At 75.1% G+C, this 21,537-nt stretch carries 18 protein-coding genes; 11 read left to right on the forward strand and 7 right to left on the reverse strand.

Annotated features, from left to right (window positions below; all coding sequences use genetic code 11):
* The first annotated feature begins 229 nt into the window (after nt 1–229).
* Nucleotides 230–433 carry a cold-shock protein gene (locus tag ABZ312_RS32545; protein ID WP_326570877.1) on the forward strand — a complete coding sequence of 68 codons (204 nt, stop codon included), beginning with the start codon at nt 230–232 and terminating at the stop codon, nt 431–433.
* 78 nt (nt 434–511) lie between these two features.
* Here ABZ312_RS32545 and ABZ312_RS32550 read toward each other — a convergent pair whose 3' ends face one another.
* A complete protein-coding gene (locus ABZ312_RS32550; protein ID WP_500439320.1) occupies nt 512–2,509 on the reverse strand; it encodes an AfsR/SARP family transcriptional regulator in 1,998 nt (665 codons plus the stop codon).
* Between the two features lie 136 nt (nt 2,510–2,645).
* Between ABZ312_RS32550 and ABZ312_RS32555 the strand changes: the two genes are divergently transcribed.
* Both ABZ312_RS32555 and ABZ312_RS32560 read left to right on the forward strand, forming a co-directional pair.
* Nucleotides 2,646–3,524: an alpha/beta fold hydrolase gene (locus ABZ312_RS32555; RefSeq protein WP_500439321.1), complete on the forward strand. Its 879-nt coding sequence runs from the start codon at nt 2,646–2,648 to the stop codon at nt 3,522–3,524.
* Nucleotides 3,525–3,626: 102 nt separating this feature from the next.
* Nucleotides 3,627–4,250 carry a DsbA family oxidoreductase gene (locus ABZ312_RS32560; protein ID WP_500324532.1) on the forward strand — a complete coding sequence of 208 codons (624 nt, stop codon included), beginning with the start codon at nt 3,627–3,629 and terminating at the stop codon, nt 4,248–4,250.
* Between the two features lie 20 nt (nt 4,251–4,270).
* On the opposite strand, the gene ABZ312_RS32565 is transcribed toward ABZ312_RS32560, so the two are convergent.
* The 6 genes from ABZ312_RS32565 to ABZ312_RS32590 all read right to left on the reverse strand — a co-directional run bounded on the left by ABZ312_RS32565 (nt 4,271) and on the right by ABZ312_RS32590 (nt 10,150).
* Nucleotides 4,271–4,459 carry a bleomycin resistance protein gene (locus tag ABZ312_RS32565; RefSeq protein WP_500324530.1) on the reverse strand — a complete coding sequence of 63 codons (189 nt, stop codon included), beginning with the start codon at nt 4,457–4,459 and terminating at the stop codon, nt 4,271–4,273.
* A 729-nt stretch (nt 4,460–5,188) separates the two neighbouring features.
* Nucleotides 5,189–5,617, reverse strand: a complete 429-nt coding sequence (locus tag ABZ312_RS32570) for a MarR family winged helix-turn-helix transcriptional regulator (protein ID WP_500324528.1) — start codon at nt 5,615–5,617, stop codon at nt 5,189–5,191.
* 30 nt (nt 5,618–5,647) lie between these two features.
* Entirely contained in the window at nt 5,648–7,492 is a 1,845-nt protein-coding gene (asnB, locus tag ABZ312_RS32575) for an asparagine synthase (glutamine-hydrolyzing) (protein WP_500324526.1), read from the reverse strand.
* Between the two features lie 150 nt (nt 7,493–7,642).
* Nucleotides 7,643–8,377 carry a polysaccharide deacetylase family protein gene (locus ABZ312_RS32580; RefSeq protein WP_500439322.1) on the reverse strand — a complete coding sequence of 245 codons (735 nt, stop codon included), beginning with the start codon at nt 8,375–8,377 and terminating at the stop codon, nt 7,643–7,645.
* The gene (locus tag ABZ312_RS32585; protein ID WP_500324522.1) at nt 8,374–9,312 is read right to left on the reverse strand and encodes a DMT family transporter; all 939 of its coding nucleotides are present in this window, start codon (nt 9,310–9,312) and stop codon (nt 8,374–8,376) included. Before ABZ312_RS32585 ends, ABZ312_RS32580 begins: the two co-directional genes overlap by 4 nt.
* A gap of 4 nt (nt 9,313–9,316) precedes the next feature.
* Entirely contained in the window at nt 9,317–10,150 is an 834-nt protein-coding gene (locus ABZ312_RS32590; protein ID WP_500324520.1) for an SDR family NAD(P)-dependent oxidoreductase, read from the reverse strand.
* 314 nt (nt 10,151–10,464) lie between these two features.
* On the opposite strand from ABZ312_RS32590, the gene ABZ312_RS32595 reads away from it, so the two are divergent.
* The 8 genes from ABZ312_RS32595 to ABZ312_RS32630 all read left to right on the forward strand — a co-directional run.
* Nucleotides 10,465–11,598, forward strand: coding sequence for an MGDG synthase family glycosyltransferase (locus ABZ312_RS32595; protein WP_500324518.1), 1,134 nt, complete (start codon nt 10,465–10,467; stop codon nt 11,596–11,598).
* 4 nt (nt 11,599–11,602) lie between these two features.
* Nucleotides 11,603–12,745, forward strand: coding sequence for a permease (locus ABZ312_RS32600; protein ID WP_500439323.1), 1,143 nt, complete (start codon nt 11,603–11,605; stop codon nt 12,743–12,745).
* Nucleotides 12,746–12,820: 75 nt separating this feature from the next.
* Nucleotides 12,821–13,222 (forward strand): helix-turn-helix domain-containing protein, encoded by a 402-nt coding sequence (locus ABZ312_RS32605; protein ID WP_500324514.1) that lies wholly within the window; start codon nt 12,821–12,823, stop codon nt 13,220–13,222.
* A gap of 77 nt (nt 13,223–13,299) precedes the next feature.
* Nucleotides 13,300–13,710 carry a VOC family protein gene (locus ABZ312_RS32610; protein WP_500324512.1) on the forward strand — a complete coding sequence of 137 codons (411 nt, stop codon included), beginning with the start codon at nt 13,300–13,302 and terminating at the stop codon, nt 13,708–13,710.
* Between the two features lie 143 nt (nt 13,711–13,853).
* A complete protein-coding gene (locus ABZ312_RS32615; RefSeq protein ID WP_500439324.1) occupies nt 13,854–14,924 on the forward strand; it encodes a trypsin-like serine peptidase in 1,071 nt (356 codons plus the stop codon).
* A 197-nt stretch (nt 14,925–15,121) separates the two neighbouring features.
* Nucleotides 15,122–18,454: an ABC transporter permease gene (locus ABZ312_RS32620; RefSeq protein ID WP_500439325.1), complete on the forward strand. Its 3,333-nt coding sequence runs from the start codon at nt 15,122–15,124 to the stop codon at nt 18,452–18,454.
* A gap of 1 nt (nt 18,455) precedes the next feature.
* The gene (locus ABZ312_RS32625) at nt 18,456–21,221 is read left to right on the forward strand and encodes an FtsX-like permease family protein (RefSeq protein ID WP_500439326.1); all 2,766 of its coding nucleotides are present in this window, start codon (nt 18,456–18,458) and stop codon (nt 21,219–21,221) included.
* Nucleotides 21,218–21,537: ATP-binding cassette domain-containing protein (locus ABZ312_RS32630; protein ID WP_500439327.1), on the forward strand; the 320-nt coding region annotated here is incomplete at its 3' end. The genes ABZ312_RS32625 and ABZ312_RS32630, both read left to right, overlap by 4 nt.

The raw sequence follows: 21,537 nt of genomic DNA on the forward strand, positions 1-21,537 counted from the left end.
CGGGGCCGGGTCCGCCACGACCGGTGGCGGACCCGGCCCCGTGGTCGTCCGACGACGCCTGTGCTAGGTTGATCGCGTTGCAGTTTTGGTACCCATGAACTTTACGTGCACCTGCCGGGATGTGACCGACAGGTGCATTTTTTGTTTTCCGGTTGTCCCGGAGGGGTCATTGCGGCGACGGAGGTCCGCAAAGTGCGGGCTTCATGTACTGCTCCCGAAGGAGATTCCCATGGCGACCGGCACCGTGAAGTGGTTCAACTCGGAAAAGGGCTTCGGCTTCATCGAGCAGGACGGCGGCGGCGCCGACGTCTTCGCTCACTACTCCAACATCGCCACCCAGGGCTTCCGTGAGCTCCAGGAGGGCCAGAAGGTGAGCTTCGACGTCACGCAGGGCCAGAAGGGCCCGCAGGCCGAGAACATCCTCCCCATCTGACCCACCGGGGATGTAAGGGGCCGGCACCTCACGGGGTGCCGGCCCTTCCTCTTTCGGGGCCGTGCGGGCGCGCCGGGTCTACGGGGCGAGCGCCGCGGTGACGGCGGCCAGGTACCGGTCCACCGGACCCGCGGTGAGCAGACCGCTGCCCGCGCCCGCGAGTTCCCCGGCGGCGGGGAGCAGGCGGGCGTGGAGCGCCTCCAGGACGTCGCGGTCGCCGAGCTCGACGGCGAGCACGGACTGCACGCAGCACAGGGCCTCGTACATCAGGTCGGGGGGTGGCTCGGGCAGGGCCCGCAGGGCCGCCAGGGCCTCGGCACGGCGGCCGGCGCGCAGCAGGACGAAGGGTTGGGCCCACGGCCGGTACGGCCCCCACTCCGCCGCGGGGTCGACACACTCGGCGATCCGCGCCGCCGGGACGCTGCCGTCGGCCAGGTCGAGGCAGAGCAGCGCGAGCGGCAGCAGACCCCGTTCCACACCCGGCATCCCGGCGCCCTCCAGGCGTGCGGCGGCGGCCCGGTAGGCGGCCCCAGCCCGCGGCCCGCCCCCGGAGGCGGCCGTCCGCAGGGCCCGGTACCACTGCGTGAACACGCCGGCCAGGGGCAGTTCGTGGCGTTCGGCCAGGACGTCGACCGCGGCGGCGTGCACGTCGGCCGCGGGGAGGTCGGCGAGCGCGCTGCGGGCCTGTACCCGGATCAGGTGACCGAGCACCTCGTACGTCGTCAGCCCGTGCCGCCGGGCCAGCGCCACCAGTTCGGCGCCGATCGCGTCCCGCCGCGGCGCGAGGCCCGCCCGGGCGCAGCTCTGCATGAACACCCCGTTGAGCGCGAAGGCGAGGAGCGCCGGGTCGTCGAGCCGGCGGGCCGTCTCCTCGGCCTGCCGGGCCGCAAGCGGTCCGCGGGCGGAGCGGATGCCGCGCGTCTCCACCGCGATCGTCGCCAGCAGGCGGCAGCGTGCGGTCTCGTGCGCGGCGTCGGCTGGCAGGGCGGCCAGGGTGCGCTCGGCGACGGCGACGATACGGCGGGCCTGCTCCGGGTCGTCGCTGCGGGTCCAGATCGCGGGGACGTCGTAGGCACCGATCACCCGGGCGGTCAGCTCCGGGTCGCCGGACTCCTCCGCCGCGGCGACGGCCGCCAGGCGGTGCTCCCGGGTGGCCTCCAGGCCGCCGCCCCCGGTCAGCGCGAGATTGCGGAGGAGGCCGACCGTCGACTCCAGCCGTGCGCGGGCCCCGGCGGCGACCGTGCGGTCGTACGCCTGGGCCGCCCGGGCCCACACCCGGGCGGCCGCGTCGCCCGGGCCGGCGGGCGCGGGCGCCGGCGGGTCCAGGCGCGGGTCCTGGGCGAGCATGTCCGCCTCCAGACGGCGCAGCGCCGCTCCCGGGTCGAGCCCCAGTCCCCGGGCCAGCATCGCGCGGGCCCGGCGCAGCACGGCGAGCGCGTCCCCCTGACGGCCCGACCGGTACAGCGCGAGCGCCAGCAGCCGCCAGGCGTCCTCCCGCCACGGATGCGCGATCAGGTGCGCGTCCAGGTCGGGCACCGCCTCGGCGGCAAGGCCCAGCTCCAGCCGGGCCTCCGCCCGCCGTTCCACCGCCCGCAGCCGCAGTTCGGCGAGGCGGGAACGCTCGCCGCGGGCCCACTCCCGGTCGGCGTACTCGCCGTACGAGGGACCGCGCCACAGGTCCAGCGCCTCCTCGAGCCGCGTCAGCGCCGCCGCGGGCGGCAGTGCCGCGGCGGCGTCGACGGCGGCCTCGAACCGCCAGGCGTCCACGCTGTCCGGGTCCGCCCGCAGCGCGTACCCGGTGCCCGCGGTGACCAGCAGCCGGGCGGGGGCGCGGGGCGGCCGCTCCGGTTCCAGCTCGCGGCGCAGCGCCCCGACGAAGGTCTGCACGGCCCCGACGGCGCCGGCCGGGGGTTCGTCCCACAGGTCCGCCACCAGGCGGGTCACCGGTACGACACGCCGACGCGCCACCACCAGCCGCGCCAGCACCTCCCGGTGCCGGGGGCCCTTGAGCGCCAGTGCGCGACCGTCGCCGTCCCAGGCGACGACCGGCCCGAGCACACCGAAAGCGACCCGCACCCTGCCCACCTCTCCGGCCGTCCTCCCCGCAGCCACGGTACGCGCTGACCGGATGCTGATCCGCGGGCGGGAGGCTCGGGGCGTCCGCCACCGGCGGGCACGTCACTCCCCCACCACCGAACGAGAGCAGCGCACCATGACACCGGTCGTCCCCGGCTTCGCCTACCACCGCGTCCCCGTCGCCGACGGCGTCGCCCTCAACGTCGCCGTCGGCGGCTCGGGCAGCCCCGTCGTACTCCTGCACGGCTTCCCGCAGACCCACCTCATGTGGCGCCACGTCGCCGCCGACCTGGCCGCCGACCACACCGTGATCTGCCCCGACCTGCGTGGTTACGGTGCCAGCGACAAACCGGCCCCCGCGGGACCCGCCACGTACGCCAAGCGCACCATGGCCGCGGACGTCGTCGCGCTGGCCCGCGCGCTCGGTCACGACCGCTTCGCGCTCGCCGGCCACGACCGCGGTGCGCTGGTCGCCTTCCGCGCCGGGCTCGACCATCCCGACGCGGTCAGCCGGCTGGCCGTACTCGACGTGCTGCCCACCCTGGACATGTGGGACGTCCTGCGCGGCGCCGACGCCGCCGTGGGCTTCCACCTGTACCTGATGGCCCAGCCCCCGGGCCTGCCCGAGCAGATGATCGCCGCCGCCCCGGACGCCTTCTTCGGGCACTTCCTCGACGCGTGGAACCGGTCCCCGGAGACCTTCCCGCCCGCCGTGCGCGCCGCCTACCTCGACGCCTGCCGCGCGGCCGTCCCCTCGATCGTGGCCGACTACCGCGCCTCGGCGACCGTCGACGCCGACCACGACCGGGCCGACCGGGCCGCGGGCCGGCGGCTCCGGATGCCGGTCGCGGTCCTCCAGCAGGACTGGGGCGCCGCCCTCGGCTACGACGCCCGCGCTCTCTGGCAGGCCTGGGCCCCCGACCTGACGCACACCACCGTCGGTTGCGGCCACTTCATGGCGGAGGAGGACCCGGGACTCGTCGCGACGGCCCTGCGGGCACTCGTCGCCTCCTGAGCCCCGGAAAACGGTCGAGGCCCGAGGCGGGAAGAACCTCGGAAGCGACTTACGTTACAGATATCAGTGGTAACGAATCTCGCGAACCGTGAGGAGCACCAGATGATCGTCACCTCCGCCCCCGGGCCCTGCTCGCCGCCGCGCACCGCGACCGCCGAGCACTGGTTCGACTTCATCTGCCCCTACTGCTACGTGGCCCAGGACCGCACCCGGATCCTCCGCGAGCACGGCATCCGCGTGGTCGGGCACGCGCTGCGGATCCACCCTTGGACGGGGCCCAGCGGCAGCCCTCCCGGCCGGCGCACGGACCCCGCGTACGCGCTCCTCGCCCACGAGGCCGAGGCGGCGGGCCTGCCGCTGCGCCGGACGGACCGCGGCACCCACTCGCGCCCCGCGCTGGAGGCCCACGAATGGCTCGCCGCGAGCGACCGCGAGGCCGCCGGCCGCTTCGCCGCCGCGGTGTTCGCGGCCAACTTCGCCGACGGCCTCGACATCGAGTCCCGGGAGCTGCTGGTCTCCCTCGCCGAGGAGGCCGGGGGCGACGCGAAGGGGCTGCGCGCGGCCTGGGGTTCCGCGGCGATGACCGACGCGCTGGCCGCGTCGGAGTTGCTCGCCTGGCGGTACGGCGTCCACGCCACACCCACCTGGGTCTCCCGACGTCACGGGATCGCCGGACTGCAGCCCCCGCAGCGGTTCCGCGACTGGGCCGCGGCGCTCGCCCGGTGAGGAGCGGCCGGCGAGTCGGCCTAGCCCAGCAGCGCCTGCATGTGGGCCGCGGCCTCACGGGCGGCCTCGTCGGGGGTACGGCCCTGCTCACGGGCGAACAGGTAGGCGGCGTACCAGTCCCACCAGTGGTGCTCCGGGGCGGTCGCCTCGTACGCGCCGTGGCGCTCCTCGGTCTCGTGCAGGAGCCCGGCCAGGGTCGGGACGTCCATGGCGGCACCTCCTCGGTCGTGCGGCCCGGAATCCCACGGTCCGCGAGGACGGTGGGATTCCGCAACCCGGGCGCCGTCAGCGCATCGAGCGGCTCCGGCTGCTCCCACACGGCGAGTGACCGCCCTCGGGGAGCGGGTTGCACCGGACGAGGTTCGGGCGACCTGCTCCGCCCGGCTCCCGGGGGCCCGGTAGAGCTCGTCGGGGAAGACGCCGACGGCGACGGGGACCCTGCTGGGCCGGCTCGACCAGCTGACCGGACCCCAGCGGGACGCGCCGCCCCTTCGCGCAGCCCGAAGTGGAGGCCGCGACGCGCGCGTGCCGGTACGAGGACCTGGGTTTCCTGGATGGACGCTGTTCGAGCTGATCGAGGCGGCCGCCCGCAGCGGCCGGCCGGAGGCCGCCGCCGGGGCGCTGGAACGCCTCGCCGAGCGCACCCGGGCCGGCGGCAGCGAGTGGGCCCTGGGCGTCGAGACCTGCGCACGCGCGCTGCTCGACGAGTCCGTCATCTCGACCACGACCAGCTCCCCACCCCGACGTCCGGACGCACACACTAGCCGCGGTCGATCAAGGACCGGCCATGTCCGGGGGCGCAGGCCGTTGACGACCAGGTCGGTGACGCGGCGGCCCCGGTCCCGGCCGCGGGTGTCGACGCCGACGCGCCAGAGGAAGCCCATCAACGGCAGCACGTCACCTTGGGTGACCACCTGGTAATCCGCGCCGTCCGGGTGTCAGTCGCGGTCCGTCAGGCGGCGCAGCAGACGACCTGCCTCGAGGACCTTGCGCACGTCCTCCGGCGGCAGGGTGCCCAGGCGCGCGGCGAGGGCCTCGGCCTCGCCGCGGGCCATCCGCACGAGTTCCCGCCGGCCCGGCGCGGTCATGACCACCCGTGTGGCACGGCCGTCGGCCGGGTCGGGTTCGCGGCGGACCAGCCCGGCCGCCTCCAGTTGCGTCACCGCGGCGGTGATCGTGGGCTGGGTGCAGGCGGCCCGCTCGGCGAGGACGCCGACGCGCGAGGGACCGTACTGGTTCAGCAGGGCGAGGACGATGAGCGGGGTCGGCTGGACCCTCGGCTCGGGGCGGGCGCGGCGCAGCAGCCGCACCAGGCGGTGCAGGGACACCACGAAGTCCAGGGCGTCTTCCTCACCGACCGCCGCCATCGTCGGCCCCCTCGCGTGGTCTCCGTCGGGTCAGGGGATCCCGATCGTGGGCGAGTACAGGTCCATCCACAGCGCCAGGTCGAGGGCGCGTTCCAGGCCGTGCCGGGCGGCGTGCGTGCTGACCGGGGTGTCGGTCCTGACCGCGTCCTCCAGCCAGGTCCGGCTGACCAGGTCGAACACCGGGTGCGTGGGCTTGGCCAGCAGGTCCTTGGCGTTCTCCTGGAGCGCGACGAAGTACTTGGGGTCCTGGGTGGAGGGGTACGGGCTCTTCACCCGGTCGTAGACCGAGCGGGGCAGCACGTCCGCGGTGGCCTCGCGCAGCAGGCTCTTCTCCCTGCCGTCGAAGGACTTCAGCGACCAGGGCGCGTTGTAGACGTACTGGACCAGGCGGTGGTCGCAGAACGGGACCCTGACCTCCAGGCCGTTGGCCATGCTCGCCCGGTCCTTGCGGTCGAGGAGGATGCGCACGAAGCGGGTGAGGTGGAGGTGGCTGATGACGCGCATCCGGTACTCGAAGTCGCTCTCGCCGTCGAGGCGTTCGACGCCGGCGACCGCGCGGCGGTAGCCGTCGTGGACGTAGCCCTCCAGGTCCAGGGACTTGGCCACCTGCTCGGTGAGGATGTTGCCGTCGTCGCCGAACTCCGTCGTGAACCGCACCAGCCAGGGGAAGGTGTCGGCCCTGCGGGCCTCCTCGTCGAAGAACTGGCGGTAGCCGCCGAAGACCTCGTCGGCCGACTCTCCGGAAAGGGCGACGGTCGAGTGCTGCCGGATGGCCTTGAACAGCAGGTAGAGGGAGGAGTCCATGTCGCCGAGCCCGGCCGGGATGTCACGGGCGCGGATCACCCTGGCCCGCACGTCCGGATCGGCGAGCTGGCCGGAGTCGAGGACGATGTCCTGGTGCTCGGTCCCGCAGAGATCGGCGACGTCGTGGACGAACGGGGTGTCGGGCGTCCCGCGCAGGCTGTCGGGGACGAAGTGCTCGGTCTGGCCGACGAAGTCGACCGCGAAGCTGCGCACCTTCTCGCCCTGGTCGGCGAGTTGCCGCGCCGCGATCGCCGTCATCGCCGAGGAGTCCAGGCCGCCGGAGAGCAGGGTGCAGCGCGGCACGTCGGAGACGAGCTGACGCCGCACGATGTCCTCGAGCAGCTCGCGCACGCGCGCGATCGAGGTCTCCTTGTCGTCGGTGTGCGGCTCGGTCCGCAGCGCCCAGTAGACGTGGGTGCGGATGCCGCCCCGTCCGACGGTGACGACGGTGCCGGGCTCGACCTCGCGCATGCCGTCCCAGATCGCGTGACCGGGTGTCTTGACGAAGGCGAAGAGCTCCCGCAGCCCGTCCAGGGTGACGTGGCGGGGGACGAGCGGGTTGGCCAGGATCGCCTTGGGCTCGGACCCGAACAGCACGCCGTCGTCGGTCGGGTAGTAGTAGAACGGCTTGATCCCCATCCTGTCGCGGATCATGACGAGCTTCTGCTCGCGGCTGTCCCAGATGGCGAAGGCGTACATGCCGTTGAGCCGTTCCGCCACGCCCTCCCCCCACTCCAGGTAGCCGCGCAGCACCACTTCGGTGTCGGAGGTGGTGGTGAAGCGGTGGCCGCGCACGGTCAGTTCCTTGCGCAGTTCGGTGAAGTTGTAGGCCTCACCCGAGTACACCATCGCCACCGCGCCGCCCTCGGGTGCCTCGGCGCTCATCGGCTGCCGGCCGCCCGGCAGGTCGATGATCGCGAGCCTGCGGTGTCCGAGCGCGGCGGGTCCGTCGACCCACGTGCCGCGGTCGTCAGGCCCACGGCAGGCCATCGTCTCGGTCATCGCGTCGACCGTTTCCTGCTCGTTCCCCAGGTCCCTGCGGAACGAGATCCATCCGGCGATTCCGCACATGCGTATGCCTCCGGGCTATCGCTGTGCCCGTCCGTCGTTCGCGACGTCACGGATCGGGTTGGCCCTGGCCGGCTCCGCGGCGCGGTTGTCACTCTCGGTGATATGTATCGGGCACCTATCTATCGAGTGTCCGTCGGCTCCGGTCGACCGTCAAACGCCCGCGCCGACGCCGTGCTCCACGAGGGGACCGACCGTCAGACCGGCGTCCCGGCATGCCGTGACCAGGGCGGGAAGCGCCGCGAGGGTGGCGCGCCAGGAACCCGGGGCGGAGGCGTGGTCGCTGTCGTGGAGCAGGACGGTGGCGCCCGCGCGCAGATCGGGCCGGAGGGTCGCCAGTACGGACTCCCCGGTGGCGCCGGTGCTCCAGTCGCGGCCCCAGGCGCTCCACAGGACCGGGGTCAGGCCGGTGCACGCGGCCGCCGCCCAGCGTCCTCCGGTGAGGATGCCGTACGGAGGGCGGTACCAGACCGGTGCGGCGCCGCAGGCGTCGTGGACCGCCCGGACGGCGCGGGCCAGGTCGGTCCGGTCGCGGGCGGGACCGGGCAGCCACGGGCGGTCGTGGGTCCAGCCGTGGACGGCGATCTCGTGGCCGCGCCGGACGGCCTCGCGCACGATCCGGGGGTGGCCGCCCACCCGCGCGCCCAGGACGAAGAAGGTGGCCCGGACCGAGAGTTCGTCGAGGGCGTCCAGGAAGCGCGGGGTGGAGACCGGATCGGGCCCGTCGTCGAAGGTGAGGGCCACGTGGTCGGGGCGTCCGAGGCCGGCCAGGGCGGGGAAGGCCCGGCGGCGCAGCCCGGGCAGCCAGGTGGCGGCCGGGACGATGTGGCCGGCCACCAGGACGCCCCCCGCCAGCGCCGCCCGCCGGACGTCGCCGCCGCGCCTCATCCCGGCCCCCCGTGGACGGTACGGTGACGGCCCTCCGGGGCGCCCGGACGCTTCCCGCGCGGCACGTCCCAGCCGCCGGCCACGGCGGGCGAGCGGGACAGGCCGACGGCTCCGGCGGCCATCAGGGCGACGCCCGCCGCCTCGGGCACCACGTGCGCCCCGAGCGCGATCCGTTCCCCGAAGAGCACCCAGCCCAGCGCCACGCTCACCACCGCGTCCCCGATGGTGAGCGCCGGCTGGGACGCCGCGAGGCTGCCGGCCCGCAGGGTGACCTGGAGGAGCAGCAGGCTGAGCAGGCCGACCGCGCCCACCGCGTACAGCTGCCAGGAGGCGAACACCCGCGGCAGGCCCTCGGGGATGCGACCCGTGACGTCCTTGATCAGCGCCGCCGTGCAGGCGAAGCAGGCGGCCGTGGCGCACCCCAGGACGCAGGCCCGCGCACCGCCGCTCAGCGCCCGCCCGACGAGCCACAGGACGAGCACCAGCAGCGCCAGCGGCACACCGGCGCGCGGCCAGGTGCCCGGCAGGGCCTGCGCCTGCCCGCCGGACGGCGTCGCGGCACCGAGGAACAGGGCCAGTCCCCCGGCCAGCGCCAGGAACCACAACCAGGTCCCGGGGTCGGGCCGGCGGGAGAACGCCAGGCTCCCCGCCATCAGGGTGAACAGCAGCTCGGTGGCCATGAGCGGCTGCACCACCGACAGTTGCCCCACCCCCAGGGCACTGGCCTGCAGGGCCCCTGAGACCACGAGCGCCGCCATCCCGGCCGCCCAGAAGGGGCGCCGGACCAGTCGCAGCAGGTGCCGCAGCCGCCCGCGCAGACCGTGCCCGGCGCCCTCTTCCTCCTGCTGCTGGAGGGCGGCGCGCCGCTGCAAAGCGGAGGCCGCGCCGTTGGCGAGGGCCGCCAGCAGTGCCAGCACGACGGTCAGGGCGGGCACCGCGTCATCCGTACTTGCCCGCGAGACGCCGGTAGACCCAGGGCAGGACGCCGCGCACGGCGACCGGGATCCGCAGCCAGCGGGGGACGTACACCTCGTCCCGTCCCTTGCGGACCGCGTCGGTCACCACCCGGGCGACCCGCTCGGCGGGCATCGGGCGGGGCCGGGAGCGGGTGTACGCCACGCCCCGCGTCGCGAAGAACGGGGTGTCGACGACGCCCGGGATGACATGGGTGATGCGCACCCCGCTGCCGGCCAGCTCGTAGCGGAGCGAGTCGGCGAAGGCGCCGAGCGCCGCCTTGGCCGCGGAGTACACGGCCTCGTCGCGGACACCGACGCTGCCTGCGAAGGAGCCGATCAGCACGATGTGGCCGCTGCGCCGGGCCAGCATGCCCGGGAGCACCCGGCGGACCAGCTCCATCGCCGCGACGACGTCCACCATGAAGATCCGCTCGATCACCCCCTGCGGCATCGAGGCGAAGGGACCGGCCCAGCCGATGCCCGCCCCGGCCACCAGCAGGTCGACCCGGCCGCCCGTCACGAGGGCGGCGTCGCGCACCAGCCGCCCGGTGCCCTGCGGGTCCTCCAGGTCCGCGGGGAGCGCGGTCCCGGAGGTCCGCTCCGCGACCGCCCGCAGACGCTGGTGGTCGCGGCCGCTGACCAGCAACCGCCATCCCTCGGCGGCGAGGCGGTCGGCGACCGCGGCCCCGATGCCCGAGGACGCCCCGGTCACCAGCGCGACCGGGGCCGGTCCGCCGGCCGGGTCCGCCGGGTCGCGCACGGGCTTGCCGCGTACCGCCTTGCCACCGGAGACCGCTTGGGGAGGGTGAGAGGTCATGGCATCGCTTTCTGTCCCTGCCGCTGCTTTCCGTCCCTGCCGCTGCAGCTGCCGCCCGGGATGGCCGGTGCGGCTCCCCCCGGGGCGCGTCCCCCCTCCGGTCTCAGTAAACCGCCCGATCGCCGGACCGGCTCTGTGGGCGACCCTCCCGGGAGGCAGGGGGCGGGGGTCGCCCCGTGATGCGGGCCATTCGTTTCAAGACGGGGCAAATCGGTTAGACCCGAGTAGTCCGCAACTGGTGTACGAGGTGATCACGTGCCGGATGTGCCCGCAGCAGCGCCGCCCGTCCCCTCCCGGCGGGACGTGGTGCCGCGGTGACGCACACCGGGCGGGCGGGCCGTGCGCCCCGGCGCTTCCTCGTGCTCAGCGCCGCCATGGGCGCCGGTCACGACGCCGTCGCCGACGAACTCGTCGCACGGCTCACCGCCCGCGGCGGGCAGGCCCGCAGGGCCGACGTGCTGGAACTCCTCCCCGCGCACGCCGGCGCGGCGCTGCGCGCCTTCTACCGCGCCACGGTCCTGCACCTCCCGGTGCTCTACGCGGGCATCTACGCGACGTTCCTGCGCCCCGGCGGGTCACGCCGCACGCCCGGCCCGGCCGGGCTGGCCGGACTCGCCGAGCGCGGGCTCGCCGAACTCGTCCGGCGCGAGCGGCCCGGGCTGGTCGTCCCGGTGTTCCACCTGGCGGCGCAGCTCACCGGCGGGATGCGGGCCCGCGGAACGCTCGCGGTGCCCAGCGCGGTGGTGGTCACGGACTTCGACGTGCACAGCCAGTGGCTCCACCCCGGCAACGACCTTTACTGCTGCCTCACCGAAAGCGCCGCCCGCCGGGTGCGGGAGGCCACCGGCCGCCCGGCCGCCGCCACCGGTCCCCTGGTCGCGTCCCGCTTCCTGGCGCCCGCCCCGGACGCCGGGCCCTGGCACCGGGTGTTCCGTTCCCGGGCGCCGGACCGGCCGGTCGTCCTGCTCTCCGCGGGTGCCTGGGGCGCCGGCACGCACCTGGCGGACACGGCCGCCCTGCTCGCGCGGGCCGGTTTCCTTCCGGTGGCGCTGTGCGGCGAGAACCGGCGGCTGCGGGCCCGGCTCTCCCGCGTCCCCGGGGCGCTCGCGCTGGGCTGGGAGCGGGACATGCCCGCGCTGATGAGCGCGGCGGACGCGCTGGTGGACAACGCCGCGGGGCAGACCGCGCTCGAAGCACTGGCCATGGGACTGCCCGTCGTCGGCTACCGCCCCATCCCGGGCCACGGCAAGGCCGGGGCGCACCAGATGGCGGCGCTCGGTCTGACCCGCTTCGCCACCGATCCCTGGACGCTGATCGACGTCCTGGACGGCCTCACCCGTCCGCGCCGCCCGCGCCGCACCCCCTCCCCGGCCGCCGCCGCGCTCTTCGCCCCGGACACCGCGGCGCACCTGATGGAGGCGTGCGAACCGGCCCCGGTCGCGGTCTGACCGCATGGACGCCGTCCTCCACGCCCTGTCCCTCACGGGCGCCATGACCTGGGACATCACCTGGGCGCTGATCCTCGGTTTCGCGTTGTCCGCGGTCGTCCAGGCCGTGGCCCGCAAGCAGGGCGTCGTCGGCCTGCTCGGCGACGACCGGCCCCGGACGCTGGTGATCGCCGCGGGCCTGGGCGCGGCGTCCTCGTCCTGCTCCTACGCCGCCGTCGCCCTCGCCCGCTCGCTCTTCCGCAAGGGGGCGAGCTTCACGGCGGCGATGGCCTTCGAGATCGCCTCCACCAACCTCGTGGTCGAACTCGGCGTCCTGCTGGCCCTGCTCATGGGCTGGCAGTTCACGGCGGCGGAGTTCGTCGGCGGGCCGGTCATGATCGTCGTCCTCGCGCTGCTCTTCCGGCGCCTGCTCCGGCCGGACCTGCTGCGGGAGGCCCGTGCCCAGGCCGACCGCGGGCTCGCCGGGTCCATGGAGGGGCACGCGGCGATGGACATGTCCGTGCGCCGCGAGGGCCCGTTCCTGCGGCGCCTGCTGTCCCCCGAGGGCTTCACCGCCACGTCGCACGTCTTCGTGATGGAGTGGGCGGCGATCCTGCGCGACCTCGTGCTCGGCCTGCTGATCGCCGGCGCCGTCGCCGCCTGGGTGCCGGACTCCTTCTGGCAGGCCTTCTTCTTCGAGGGGCATCCGCTCGCCGCGAAGCTGTGGGGCCCGCTGATCGGGCCGCTCGTCGCCATGGCCTCGTTCGTCTGCTCCGTCGGCAACGTGCCCCTCGCGGTGGTCCTGTGGACCGGCGGCATCAGTTTCGGCGGCGTGGTGTCGTTCATCTTCGCCGACCTGCTGATCCTGCCGATCCTCACCATCTACCGGAAGTACTACGGCCGCCGCACGGCCCTGCTGGTCCTGTGGACCTTCTACGTCGCCATGGCCGTCGCCGGCTACGTCGTCGAGGTGCTCTTCGGCGCGCTCGGTCTGATCCCCGACCGGTCGAGCGCCCACGTCCCCGGCGGCGGCGTCCACTGGGACTACACCACCTGGCTCAACATCGCCTTCCTCGCGCTGGCGGCCGTGCTGCTGGCCCGCTTCCTCGGTACGGGCGGCCGGCGGATGCTGCGGATGATGGGCGGCGCACCGGCGGGCGGGCACTGAGGCGTCCGCACGGGTCCCTGGACGACCCCGCCCGCCGTCCCGGAACGGCGACTTTCCGCCGAACCGTGTGGTCTCATGGGCGGCGTGAGCCGCGCCGCAGAAGAGACCAACCGCCGGATGCTCCGGGCACGGGACGCGATGGACCGTGCCTACGCGCAGCCGCTGGACGTGCCGGCGCTGGCCCGGATCGCCCATGTGTCGCAGGCGCACTTCACCCGCACCTTCCGGGCCACCTTCGGGGAGACGCCGCACCGCTACCTGCAGCGCCGCCGCGTGGAGCGGGCAATGTTCCTGCTGCGGGAGAGCGACCGCAGCGTGACGGACATCTGCTTCGAGGTCGGCTTCGGCAGCCCGGGGACCTTCAGCCGCACCTTCCGCGACATCGTGGGCACGTCGCCGCGGGCGTACCGCAAGCAGGCGACGGCCATGGACGTGCCGACGTGCTTCGCGAAGGCGTGGATGCGGCCGCGTGCCTGATCGCGGGCCGAGCAGGCCGAGCAGGGTGAGCAGTTTTGGATAAGTTTCCGCCCGGCCCGGCCAGTAGCGTGATGCACATGTTCAACGCCATCACGCACTCGCAGATCTACGTCCTGGACCAGGACGAGGCCCTCGACTTCTACGTCGGCAAGCTCGGCCTGGAGGTGAACGCGGACGTCGACCTGGGCTTCATGCGCTGGCTCACGGTGAACGTCCCCGGCCACCCGGAGCGCCAGATCCTGCTGGAGAAGCCGGGCCCGCCGGCGATGTCCGAGGAGACCGCGCAGCAGGTCCGCGAACTGGTCGCCAAGGGCGCCACGGGCGGCCACCTGATCTTCAGCACCGACGACTGCCGCAAGACCTACGAGAAGCTCCGGGACCTGGGCGTGGAGTTCACCGAGGAGCCGACCGAGCGCCCGTACGGGATCGACTGCGGCCTGCGCGACCCCTTCGGCAACAGCATCCGCTTCACCCAGCCGAAGGCCTGAACCGCGGCCGCCGGCAGGCGCTCGCGACCGGTCCCAACCGACTGCCCCTCCCGGACGTCTGTATCGCACGTCCTTCTGCCCGCAGGCCCGTGTCACCGGCACGCGGCCTGCGGGGCAGTGCGATCGACGTCCCGAGGAGCAGCATGCCGTCACGTCAGGTACCCCCTTCCGCGCACCTCCACCGGCCGCTTCTGGCGGCCGCCCTCGTCGCCGCGGCCGTGCTCGTCACGGCCCCGGAGGCGTCGGCAGCCGGCGCCGTCCAGCCGTCCACGACCGCCGTGGCCGTCCGTGACCAGGCGGTCACCCGGGCCGAGCGGCAGGCGGTCCTCGGCTACTGGACGCCGGAGCGGATCGCGGCGCTGACCGAGCCCTCGTCGGGCAACCCGCCCGAGGGCGGTCCCGACGGCGCCCCGTGGACGGGGCGGAGCGCCCTCGGCCGTACGGTGGGGCGGCTGTTCTTCACCGACCACGGCGAGGACTCCAGTTGCACCGCCACCGTCGTCGACAGCGCCAACGGCAGCACCGTGGTCACCGCGGGGCACTGCGTGAACAACACCGACCTCGTCGGTGAGGACAACCAGTGGACGCGGAACGTGCTGTTCGTGCCCGGCTACCGCGACGGACGGGCGCCCTACGGGAAGTTCACCGGCCGGCTGGGGGTCGTCGCCCCGACCTGGCTGGAGAACGACCAGCAGCACGGTGAGCTCTACGGCGCCTACGACCAGGCGTTCGTGGTCCTCAACACGGACGCGCGGGGCCGGACCGTCCGGACCGCGGTCGGCGCGGCGCAGAGGATCGGCTTCGACCGGCCCGGCGACCGCAGGGTCCACCAGTTCGGATACCCCCGCGCCGTCTCGGACCCGGAGCGTGAGGGCCTTCCCGAGTACACCGGCGAGCGGCTCGCCTACTGCACCGGACGGGCCCAGCAGGTCGTCGGCACCCCCGAATACCCCGCGGCGAAGGGGCTGTGGGGGACCGAGTGCATCATGGGCGGTGGCTCCAGCGGGGGCCCGCGGATAGCCGGTCTCGACCCGGAGTCCGGTCTGGGCACGGTCGTCGGCGACAACTCCGAGGGCAGCCGGCTCGACGCCGCGGGCAACACCTGCGACCCCTGGGATCCGGCCCCGGGCTGCACACGGCACCTGGTGGGCCCGCAGTTCACCTCCGCCGTCACCTGGCCGCTCTACCAACGCGCCCAGCACAGCGCCCGCTGAGCGACGCCCACCCCGGCGCCTCCCGGCCGCGGCCGGGAGGCGCCGTCCCGCCTGCCCCCTCAACGGCGGCCGGGGCCAGGTGTGTTGCTCCCGGAACCGGTGACGGCCGGGCCCTTAGCCCCGGGGCCGGGTGGGCGTAGTCTGTGCCAATCTCATTGCACGGGCCATCGAGAACGGGGGGCATGGTGCCGGGGTTCGTGTTCCTGCGTCTGCGCGCGCACCGTCTGCTGCTCGGCGCCGCCCTGCTCTCCGTGCTCCTGACCACCTGCGCGGTCGCCGCGCTCGCCGCGTTCAGCGCGGCCGTGGGGGACGCCGGTCTGCGGCGCGCGCTGCAGGAGCAGTCGGCGGCACGGACACTGGTCGGGATCACCGCCGACGTCGACGGCAAGGACCCGGGCGTGGCGGACGGGGCCGTGCGCGCCACGGTCGCCGGGGCCTACGACGGCCTGCCGGTGTCCGTCACCGGGGTCACCCGTTCCGGCCCGTACGGGCTGCCGATGGCGCTGCGGCCGCGCGGTGCCCCGCGCACCGGGGACCCGGACCTGACGGTGCTGTCGACGCTGGACCGGGCACGGGTGACCATGGCCGAGGGCACCTTCCCCGCGGCCCCGGCGGCCGGCGGACCGGTCCCGGTGGCGCTGCCCGAGGCGGCCGCGGAAGCGCTGAAGGTGCGCACCGGGCAGGTGCTCACCCTGACCGACCGGCTGCGCCACGGCACGCTGCGGGTCCGCGTGACGGGGACATACCGGCCGGTCGACCGATATGCCCTGTACTGGCGGCTCGACCCGCTGGGCGGGCGCGGAGTGCGGACGCTCTCCTTCACCACGTACGGGCCGATGGTCACCTCCCCCGGGGCCTTCGGCCCCGGCGGGGTCCCCGCCGTGGAGATGGCCTGGCAGGCGCAGGGGGACTTCGCCGCGATGACCACGGCCCGCGCCGACGGCGTCAGCGGGAGCGTCCATCGGACGGTGCAGCGGCTGGGCACCCTGCAGGCCGCGAACTCCGTCGTGGCGAGCAGCGAACTTCCGGACCTGCTGGCGGAGTTGCACAGAACGCTGTTGGTGAGCCGGTCGACCCTGCTGATCAGCGTTTTGCAGCTGATGCTGCTGGCCGCTCTCTCCCTGCTCCTCGTCGCCGGACTGCTCGCGGAGGAACGCTCGGCCGAGACCGCCCAGTTGCGTGCCCGCGGCGGCTCGCGCGCCCAGATGACCGGTTTCGCCACGGCCGAGGCCCTGCTGCTGACCGTGCCGGCCGTGGTGCTGGCCCCGCTGCTCTCCGGCCGGCTGGTGCGGCTGCTCGCCGGTCACGGGGCGCTGGCCCGGGCGGGGGTACGGCTGGAGCCCTCGCCGCTGACCGCCTGGTGGGTGGCCGCGCTCACCGCGCTCGCCTGCGGTCTCGCCGTCGTCGGGCCCGTACTGCGGCGCACGGGGACGTACACGCAGGAATACACGGCGCGGCGGCGCCGGCGGGCGTTGCCCGCCGGCGTGCAGGCGGGTGCGGACGCGGGCCTGGTGCTCGTGGCCGGCCTGGCGTTCTGGCAGTTGTCCCGCCGCGAGGCGGGCAGTGGGACGCTCAGCACGGACACCTCCGGACGGCTGGGTCTGGATCCGGTCCTGGTGGGGGCGCCCGCGCTGTGCCTGCTGGCGGGTGCGGTGCTGGCGCTGCGGCTGCTGCCGCTGGCGGCCCGGCTCGGCGAGCGCCGCGCGGCGAAGGCCCGCGGGCTGCCGGTGTCCCTGGTGGGCTGGCAGCTGGCACGCCGCCCGGGCCGCGGGGCGGGGCCCGCCCTGCTGCTGGTCTTCGCCGTGTCGATCAGCATGTTCGCGATCGGCGAGAACAGCACGTGGACCCGGTCGCAGGACGACCAGGCGGACTTCGCGGTCGGCGCCGACCTGCGCGTGTCCGGTTCCGCCACGCCCGCGTTCGGGCAGGGCGGCGTCTACGACGACGTACCCGGCATCGCTGCCGTCACCCCCGCGGGCCGCGCCACCGTGTCCCTGCCCCGCGACCGCGACGCGACCGTCCTGGCCGTGGACAGCACCTCTGCCGCCCGTGTCCTGCGACTGCGTGACGACCTGTCCGCCGAACCCCTCGCGGACCTCGTGCGACCCCTGCGGGCGGACGGCGGCCCCGCCGCCCGCAGCGCCGGATTCGTCCTGCCCGACGGCACGGACCGGCTCCGCCTGACCGTCCGCCTCCGGTCGCTGGGGGCCGGGGACCGCACCGTCGCCGGCACGGTGACCGACCAGCTGTTCGTGACGCTGACCGACCGGTACGGCGTCCCGTACACGCTCTCCCTCGGCGAGGTCCGGGCCGACGGCGAACGGCACGTGCTGGAAGCCGACTTCGCGGCCGTCACGGGCCGGGCGCGCGGCGCGGGCCCGGCCGGGCCGCTGCGTCTGACCGGGCTCCGGGCGGAGTACCTGGTGCCCCGGCGGAACGAGCGGCACAGCCTGACGGTCACCGACGTCCGCGCGGTGACGGCCGACGACGGCACACGCGAGGTGCCCTCCCCCACCACGACGGCCTGGTCCGCCCGCACGCAGATCGACAACCCCGACTTCCCCGAGGCCCCCGGCCTCGGCTACCGCCCCTCACGCACCGGCGAACCGCGCTCCGCCGCGGACACCCCGCTGACCGTCCGCTACGACACCGGCGAGGAACCCTTCCAGCAGGGCGTCCCCAACGGCGCCGACGGCGCCTCCCTCACCCTGCGGGCGGGGCCGCGGCCACCCACGGTGCTGCCCGCGGTCGTCACCGACGCCTTCCTGAGCGCCGTCGACGCCAGGCCCGGCAGCACCGTCCCGGTCGAACTGGAGGGCACACGGCTGTCCCTGCGCATCACGGGGTCGCTCCGCGCACTGCCCACCACCGGGCGGGACGGCTCCACGGGCACCGGCGGCGGCGCCGTCCTGCTGGACCTGGCGAGCCTGAACCGCGCCCTGGTCTTCCAGGACCAGCGCGGGCTGGAGCCCACCGAGTGGTGGCTCGCCGCCGGCCCGGCCGGAGGGCCCCGTGTGGCCTCGGCCCTGCGCGCCCGGGGGGACGCCGCCACGATCGTGGTCCGAGACGAGGCGCGGGCGGAGTTGCGGCGGGACCCGCTGGGCGCGGGTCCGTTGTCGGCCCTGCCGGCGGCGGTGGTGGCGGCCGCGGTGCTGGCGGCGGTGGGTTTCGCGGTCGCGGCGGCGGGAGCGGTACGGGAGCGCTCGCAGGAGTTCGCGCTGCTGCGGGCGCTGGGCACGCCTCGGAAGTCGCTGGCCCGGGTGATCGCGGCGGAGCAGGGGCTGCTGGTGCTGACGGCGGTCGGGGTCGGGGCGCTGCTGGGCGGGGCGCTGACCCGGTCGATCGTGCCCTTGATCGTGCTGACGGCACGCGCGGACAGCCCGGTGCCCGAGGTGCGGGTGGAGTTGCCCGCCGTGCCCTTGCTGGAACTGCTGGCCGCGGTGGCGGTGCTGCCGCTGCTGGCGGTGGCGGTGGCGGCGTTGCGTACGGCCGATCCGGTCCGCGCGCTGCGCCGGCAGGGAGGGGAGTGACGTGACCGACGTACGTACCGCGCGGCCGGCCTCGTGGACCGGTGCCCGCCTGCGCGCCGCCCCCGGTGGTGCGCTGGCGCTGGCCGCCCTGGTGCTGGTGACCGCGTTCCTCGCGGCGGCGCTGCCCCGCACCGTCGAGGCGTACGAGGACGCCGCACTGCGGGACACCCTCCGCCGGGCCTCCCTGACCGACCGCAGCGTCACCGCCACCTTGGACCTGTCGTTCTCCGGGGTGCGAGGCGGTGGCGGTTCGCCGTTCCAGGCGAGGGAACTCGCCAGGACCGAGGACATGTTCCGGAGTGTGGTGCGGCCGCCGCTGGCCCTGGACACCGCGCAGACGGTGTACGGGGTGCGCAACGCCGAGGCGGCGGCGGCGACCGATCCCGGCCTGCCCCGGCCGACCAGGGACCGCGATCCGCGGGCCACGCTCGTCTCCCAGCCGGGCCTCGCCGCCCGCTCCCGGCTCGTCGCCGGGCACATGCCGGCGTCCACCGCCGGGGAGCGTGAGGTGGAGGCGGTGGTCACCGCACGGACCGCGAAGGTGATGGGCCTGCGCGCGGGTTCCGCGGTCCACCTGCTGGACACGACCGGGGCCGGGCTGACCGTGCGGATCACCGGGATCGTCGAACCCCACTCGCCCGGCGAGGCCTTCTGGAACGCCGAGCAGGACCTGCTCGCCCCGACCCTGGTGAGCGTCCCCGGCCCGCCGGGTGAGGACCCGGAGCACTACTGGCACTTCACCGCGCTCATCGGTCAGGACGCCGGCGGCGTGGTGCTCGACCTGCCGGAGGGCGCCCGCCTGTACTGGCACCATCCCGCCGACGTCGGCGCGTTGAGCGCCCACGACGTGCCCGCGCTGCGCGACCGGCTGGCGTCGCTGTCGGGCGGACCGGACTCCACCCAGCTGCGCATACTGACCGGAAGCCAGGCGGTCACCGTGGGCCAGGACGGACTCGCCGCGCTGCTGGGGCCGTTCGTACGGGAGCGGGAGGCCGCCGCGCCACTGGTGCTGATCGCGACGGTGGGCGTGGGCGCCGTGGCAGGAATCGTGCTGCTGATGGCGGGCGGCCTGTCGGCGATCCGTCGCCGTACCGAACTGCGGCTGCTGCGGGCGCGCGGGAGCAGCCTGACGGGTCTGTGCGCCCGGCTGCTGACGGAGAGCGCCGTCGTGGTCGTCCCGTGCACGGCGGCCGGGGTGCTGCTCGCGCTGCTGCTGGTGCCGGCCGAACGCTCCGCCACCTCCCTGCTCGCCGGGGTGCTGGTGGCGGCGGTCGCCGTTCCGGCGCTGCCGTTGCGGGCGGTGGCGCTCGTCCGCCGGGTGGGCCCGGAGCGGCGCGACGACCTCGTGCAGGCCCGGCCCTCACGCCGCCGCGCGGTGGCGGAGCTGACCGTGGCGGTCGTCGTGACCGGTGCGGTCGTGGCGCTGCGGCGCAGGGGCACGGCGGACGGCGGAGCGGACCTGCTCACCGCCGCGGCACCGGTGCTGGTCGCGGTGATCGGGGCGCTGGTCCTGCTCAGGCTGTACCCGCTGCCGTTGCGGCTGCTGTCCCGGCCCGCGGCCCGGATGCGGGGCACGGTGCTGTACCTGGGGCTGGCCCGGGCCGGCCGCACGCCCTCCGCCACGGCGCTGCCGCTGGTGGCCGTGCTGGTGGCGCTGGCCGTGACGTCGTTCGGCGGCTCGGTCCTCACCGGCGTCGAGAGCGGCCGCGACCGCGCCGCCACGCGCGCGGTCGGCGGCGACGCCCGGATCGAGTCCCTCACCACGCTCCCGGACGGCCTGGACGCGCAGGTCCGGCGGGTGCACGGCGTGCTCGGCACCTCACCCGTGAGGATCGAGACGGGTCTGTCGACGGCGCCGGCCGGTACCCCCTACGACCTGGTCGTCGTCGATCCGGCACGCTACGCCGCCCTGGTGGCCAGCACGGGCGTCGGCGCCCCCTTCCCCGCCGCGACACTGGAGGGAGACGGCAGCGGACCGCTCCCCGCGATCGTCTCCCCCGCGCTGGCGCGGGAGTTCGGCAGGACGACCGTGTCCGTGCAGGCCTTCGCCGGGGCGACCCCGGTGCGCACGGCCGCGGTGCGCGACGTGACGCCCGCTGTCCTGGGCGGCGAGTTCGTCGTCGTCTCCGCGGCCGGCCTGGCCCGCACGCACCCCGAGACCGCCCGCTCCCCCGTCCAGGCCGCGACCGCGCTCTACGTGACGGGGCCACGACTGGACGGGCAGGCGCTGAACGCCGCGACGCGCGCCGCCTCGGCGGACCTGACGGTGGTCCTCCGCTCCGAGGAACGCGCGTCGTTCACCTCCTCGGCGCTCCAGACCGGCGCCCGGCGGGTCTACCTGGCGGCGGTGGCGGCGGGTGCGGGCTACAGCGCGCTGGCCCTGCTGCTCTCCCTGATGGTGCACACGCCGCAGCGCAAGGCGCTGCTGGCGCGGCTGCGGACGATGGGCATGACGGCTCGTCAGCGGCAGTGGCTGGCGGTGCTGGAGATGCTGCCGCAGGTCCTCCTGGGCGCCCTCGGCGGCGTCCTGGTCAGCCTGGCCACGGTCCCGTTGCTGCGTCAGGGGGTGGACCTGACCGCGCTCGCCTTCTCCGCGGCCGCGCCGGTGAGCGGCGTGTCCGGGACGGTGCTGCGCACGGACCCGCTGTCGCTGCTGCTGCCCGCGGCCGCGCTGGTGGTGCTGGCCTGCGCGGCGCTGGCGGGGCAGGCGTGGCTGACCGGGCGACGGGGAGAGGGAACGGAACTGCGGATGGGGGAACGGGAATGAGCCAGGACACACCGGGGACGGCGGCACGGAGCGGTGCGACGCTGGCGGAGCTGGAGCGCCGCGTCGCCGAGAGCCGGGAGCGGCCTGCCTACGGGCATGACGCGTTGATCGTCTGCGACCGGCTGGTGCGGATCTTCACCGCCCAGGGCGTGGAGGTCCAGGCCCTGCAGGGACTGGACCTGCTGGTGCAGCAGGGCGAACTGATGGCCCTGGTCGGCGCGTCGGGCAGCGGCAAGTCCACCCTGCTGAACATCCTGGCCGGGCTGGACACCCCCACCGCGGGCGCCGCCTCGGTGGCCGGCTTCGACCTGCTCGC

The sequence above is a fragment of the Streptomyces sp. NPDC006207 genome (assembly GCF_040613835.1).
Taxonomy (GTDB): domain Bacteria; phylum Actinomycetota; class Actinomycetes; order Streptomycetales; family Streptomycetaceae; genus Actinacidiphila.